The following is a 5433-nucleotide window of genomic DNA, read 5'->3' on the forward strand; positions in this document are numbered from 1 at the left end:
TCCGCAAGCCTTTAAAAAGGCTTGACCTAAACTTGATTGCCGCAAAATTTCATTTTGCGGAAGTCTTGCTTATTAACCGAAAAATGAAACTTTTCCTTGCGCAAAACCTGTTTTGCGCCCAAAGGGTGTCAAGGGGCGGTGCTCCTTGCAGGGGATTGGGGACAGGGTCCCCAAGGTCTTTCTTATTTCAGTTTCATCCAGTTGGAAATAACGATCTTCTGTACTTCTGCGGTACCTTCGTAGATTTCTGTAATCTTCGCGTCACGCATCATTCTTTCGATCGGGTAATCTCTTGTGTAGCCGTAACCACCGAAGAGCTGTACGCATCTTCTTGTTACATCGCTTGCTGTTGCACCAGCCAGGTATTTTGCCATAGCTGCCAGGTGGCTGTATGCGCCGTGTGCGTCTTTTGTGCATGCTGCTTCGTATACCAGCAGTTTCACTGCTTCTACTTTTGCTGCCATGTCAGCCAGTTCGAACTGTGTGTTCTGCATCTGACCGATTTTTTTGCCGAACTGTTTTCTTTCCATTACGTATTTTACGCATTCGTCGATGGCGCCTTCTGCCAGACCCAGAGCCTGAGAAGCTACACCAATACGGCCGCCGTCCAGTGTCTGCATTGCGATCTTGAAGCCCTGACCTTCTTTGCCCAGCAGGTTTTCTTTAGGGATTCTGCAGTTTTCGAAGATCAGTTCGCATGTTGCGCTACCACGGATACCCATTTTTCTTTCTTTTTTACCGATGGAGAAGCCGGGTGTGTCTTTTTCTACGATAAATGCGGAGATACCTCTTGTACCTTTGGATTTATCTGTCATTGCGATGATTACATATGTATCAGCATAGCCAGCGTTTGTGATGAACACTTTTGTGCCGTTCAGTACATATTCGTCACCATCCAGAACAGCTGTTGTCTGCTGCATGGAAGCGTCTGTACCTGCGCTGGGTTCTGTCAGACCGAAAGCACCCAGTTTTTCACCTTTTGCCAGGGGTACCAGGTATTTCTGTTTCTGTTCTTCTGTACCAAACATGTAGATGGGGCCTGCACACAGGGATGTGTGTGCGGAAACGATGATTGCTGTTGTGCCGCATACCTTAGCCAGTTCTTCTACTGCCATGGAATATGTCAGGTAGCTGCCGCCTGCACCGCCGTATTCCTTGGGGAAAGGAATGCCCAGGAAGCCGTATCTTGCCAGTTTCTTAACGGTTTCCACGGGGAATCTTTCTTCTTCGTCCAGTTCTTCCGCCAAAGGTTTTACTTCTGTTTCAGCAAATTTTTTGTACAGGTCTCTCAACAGTACTTGTTCCTTTGAATAGCCAAACTCCATAATTTGTTTCCTCCTTAAAAATCGGCAATAATTTTGTTATTATTCTAACAAATAACTATATGAGCAAAAACCGTGCCAACGATAATTTCCCATTGTTTTCACACTTTTTTTGGAAAATTCGCTGGTTTTTTGTCAGAATAAATGTTAGAATACTTGTAACTTTTTGTATTATAACACTTTTTCTAACAAAATGAAAGGGGTATTTGCCCATGAAATTGACAAAAGAGCTGTTTTTTTCTTCCAATTTGATACATCAGATCCTGGACAACACCAACGGAGGCATAAATGTGGTGGATACAGACGGGATTTTAGTATATGTCAACAATGTTTCAGCCAATTATCTGAACCAAAAGCGGGAAAATATGATCGGAAAACACATTTCCCAATTTTATCCTGCCGCCGTTCTTCTAACAGTGTTAGAAAATCATCGTCCCATTCTGGATAAAAAAATCCATCTGGTGCCCCCCAATAAATATGTTGTAAATTCCTATCCTATTTTTATGGACGGGGAATTCATGGGCGCTTATTCCATTTTCCAGGACATTCAGGAGATTGACCAGCTCAACAGCAAAATCAAACATCTGGAAATGCAGGTGAGCCTGACAAAGCCCGAAGCCGATTTCCAGCACGTTGTCCACATGGGCACCATGCAGAACATCTACAAGCAGGCAAAAAAAATCGTTGGCTCTCTGGGGGGTCCTCGTCACTCCATCATCACAGGGGAGTCCGGCACCGGCAAAACCATGCTGGCAAACCTCATTTATAACTATGCCAAACAGATTGGCGTTATCGGCAAAAACGCGCCTTTTATCGAAATCAACTGCGCCCAGTTCACCAACCCAGACATTGCAGCCATGGAAATTTTCGGCTCCGTGGAAGGTGCTTACACCGGTTCCAAAAAGAAAAAGGGGCTGTTCGAGCAGGCAAACGGCGGCATCCTCTTTCTGGATGAAGCCCACACCATCGAAAATTATCAAAACCTACTATTAAAAGCCATTGAGTCCGGCAAAATCCGCCGCATTGGTGACACCAAGGAAATCGACATCAACGTCATTGTCATTGCCGCTTCCACCAAAAACCTCCACGAAGTATTTCTGCCGGAGCTGTACCAAAGACTTGCTCAGTATGAAATGCACCTGCCTGCTTTGCGGGAGCGTTCTCTTGCGGAAAAAGAAAATCTCTTCCGCCATTTTGTCATGCGGTATGAAAACGCCGTTTGGGAAGCCAGACATATCCGCTACCACGTGATTTTCACGCCGGAAGCGAAACATGCCATCCTCAACGCCGTTTACCCCAGAAACATTCGTCAGATGCGTGACGTCATCAATTACAGCATCGATGCTTCCTCTCCTCTGATTGAGGACATTGGTGAAAAAACGGAAATCACCACAGTGGTGGATATGGAACACATTCCCTTTGAAGCCGCAGAACAACCGGAAACAGCGGAAAACAGCGAACCTGCCGCACCGGATGACAAAATCACCGACCAGATTGCTCAGTTTATCCAAGAACAGAACGCCAGCGGTCTTGGTCCCCGAAAAATTGCCCGTCAGTTGGAAGCCATGGGATTTCCCATTCCTTATTATAAAGTGGCTTATTTCCTGAAAAAAAATCCCTCTGCCAAAGAGGCAGAAACTGCGAGGAAACCATCCCTCATTTAAGGTAAACTGAAATTGTCATTGACAAAGACAAATAAGGAGGAAACCACATGGACTGGATAGACAAATGGAATGAAGCCCTGGAAATGCTGGAAAAAAGCCTGACTGCGGAAATTTCTCTGGATGACATTGCCAGAACCGCCTGCTGTACAACCTTCCATTTTCAGCGTATGTTTTCCTATCTGGCAGATATGCCCCTTTCGGAATATATCCGCCGCCGGAAAATGACAAAAGCCGCCTTTGATTTGCAGAGGGGTGCAAAAGTCATTGATGTGGCGCTGAAATATGGATACCGCTCCCCAACGGCGTTCACACGGGCATTTCAGAGCATCCACGGCATCACCCCATCCCAAGCCAAGGCAAAAGGCGCGCCCCTGAAGGCTTTCCCGCCCATTCGGTTTCAAATGACCGTCAAAGGAGTGACTGCATTGGATTATCGTATGGAAGCAAAAGGTCCCCTGCGCATTGCGGGGATTTACACACTATTGGAAAAAGACATGGAGAAAAATTTCCAGACTGTACCTGCTTTCTGGCAAAAAGCTGCGGCAGACAATATCCTGCCGAAGCTGACAAGCATCATGGAAATGCCTGCAGTGCTGGGAATTTCCGCCTGTCAGGAAGAAGAATGGAAATACTGGATTGGCGTCTGCACTTCTAAAGAAGCAGAAGCGCCCCTGGAAATTCTGGAACTGCCTGCTGCCACATGGGCAATCTTCTCCGGCACAGGTCCTATGCCAAAGGCGTGTCAGGAATTGGAGAAACGGATTTTCACGGAATGGCTCCCCAATTCCGGCTATGAATACGGCAAAGGAGCGGACATAGAGGTCTACTATAACGCAGACCCTGCGGATTCTGTATTTGAAATCTGGATTCCCGTTGTGAAAAAAGCAGAACATATTTAAGGAAGCAAAAGGCATGCACCTGTTTTGTCAAATCAAGGCGCATGCCTTCCGTTTTTGTTGGCTCTGGAAGGATTTTCCCGTTTTTTCTGGACTTTTTCAGCCTTTGCGTGATATAGTATCATAGAAAAACGGGATAGAACCCAACTTTTGTGGGAAAACTATCTTTGGAAAAGGGAGATTTTGCAATGGAACTGCACGCCATAGAATATGAAGGCATTCCAATTGAATACGAACTCATCCGCAAAGACGTGAAGTATATCAACCTGCGGGTAAATAAACATGGACAGGTGGTCGTGTCCGCCGCCAAACGCGTACCTTTTTCCGTCATTGAAGAATTTGTCCAGTCTAAAGCCCTCTGGATCATCAACCATCTGGCAGAAGTGGAAAAAATCCGCATGGCACAGCCCTCCGGCGCCATGTATGACGGCAAGACATTGTATTATCTGGGAGAACCCTATACCCTCCACATCGCTCAGGGACTGCGTCAGATTCAGCGTTCCGATAACATCATTTATATGTCTACTTTCCAGACGGATTCTGTTGGACTGCGGTCTGAATATCTGGAATGGCTTCGGGAACAGGCAACTGGGACATTTGCGAAACTTCTGGACGAAATCCACCCCAAAGTGAAAGACTATGGCATCCCCTATCCCAAAATTCAGGTGCGGAACATGCGGAGCATCTGGGGCAGCTGTACCGTGGAAACCCAAAGTATCCGCCTGAATCTCCAGCTGATGAAGGCAGACCCGGATTGTATCCGTCAGGTCATTTATCATGAATTGGCGCATTTCCGCTTTGCCGACCATAGCAGACGGTTCTATGCCCTGCTGACAGAATGGATGCCCAACTGGAAGGAGTGCAAAGAACGTCTGGAAACCATGTACAAAGATGGTGTGTAAAAATCCATACTATTTTCCGAAAAAATATTGACAAAGTCATCTATTCATGGTATATTACCAGTTGAAGTTGATATTGACGCGGAGTAGAGCAGTCCGGTAGCTCGTCGGGCTCATAACCCGGAGGTCGCAGGTTCAAATCCTGTCTCCGCAATTCTAGGAAAAGCATCATGCAAAAGCATGGTGTTTTTTTGTTTCAAGACTGCGACCGACGGGTTCCCGGGGCTTTGGGTGCGACCGCTGCCGGGGGCAGATAAAGGGAGCAGCCAAAGGCGAAGAAACAGGGAGTCTGCCGACCGACTTACAGGAGGGAGAGCAGACGACCATGTAAGAAAGGAAATCTCTTTTCCCTTGGAAAAGACCGAAAAAGCCGTCTGCATCATCTCCCTCGTTACACAAAGTGCAAGGTCGGAAGCTGATAAGCGCAGACGGCTTTTTCTGATGAGGTGGGCTTTCGCAGGTTCAAATCCTGTCTCCGCAATTCTAGGAAAAGCATCATGCAAAAGCATGGTGTTTTTTTATTTTAAGACTGCGACCGACGGGTTCCCGGGGCTTTGGGTGCGACCGCTGCCGGGGGCAGATAAAGGGAGCAGCCAAAGGCGAAGAAACAGGGAGTCTGCCGACCGACTTACAGGAGGGAGAGCAGACGACC

The 5433-nt window shown here is 47.0% G+C and carries 4 protein-coding genes and 1 tRNA gene; 4 read left to right on the forward strand and 1 reads right to left on the reverse strand.

The window, feature by feature from the left end:
* Positions 1–182: 182 nt before the first annotated feature.
* On the reverse strand, positions 183–1325 hold the full coding sequence (locus INF29_RS13760) for an acyl-CoA dehydrogenase (RefSeq protein WP_193487281.1): 1143 nt from the start codon (positions 1323–1325) through the stop codon (positions 183–185).
* 209 nt (positions 1326–1534) lie between these two features.
* Between INF29_RS13760 and INF29_RS13765 the strand changes: the two genes are divergently transcribed.
* From INF29_RS13765 to INF29_RS13780, 4 genes are all read left to right on the forward strand, one after another.
* Positions 1535–2986, forward strand: a complete 1452-nt coding sequence (locus tag INF29_RS13765; RefSeq protein ID WP_193487283.1) for a sigma 54-interacting transcriptional regulator — start codon at positions 1535–1537, stop codon at positions 2984–2986.
* Positions 2987–3033: 47 nt separating this feature from the next.
* A complete protein-coding gene (locus INF29_RS13770; protein WP_193487285.1) occupies positions 3034–3885 on the forward strand; it encodes an AraC family transcriptional regulator in 852 nt (283 codons plus the stop codon).
* A gap of 185 nt (positions 3886–4070) precedes the next feature.
* A complete protein-coding gene (locus tag INF29_RS13775) occupies positions 4071–4784 on the forward strand; it encodes a M48 family metallopeptidase (protein WP_193487287.1) in 714 nt (237 codons plus the stop codon).
* A gap of 77 nt (positions 4785–4861) precedes the next feature.
* Positions 4862–4935, forward strand: a tRNA-Met gene (locus tag INF29_RS13780).
* Positions 4936–5433: the final 498 nt, after the last annotated feature.

This window comes from Anaerotignum lactatifermentans (genome assembly GCF_014982935.1).
GTDB lineage: Bacteria > Bacillota > Clostridia > Lachnospirales > Anaerotignaceae > Anaerotignum > Anaerotignum lactatifermentans.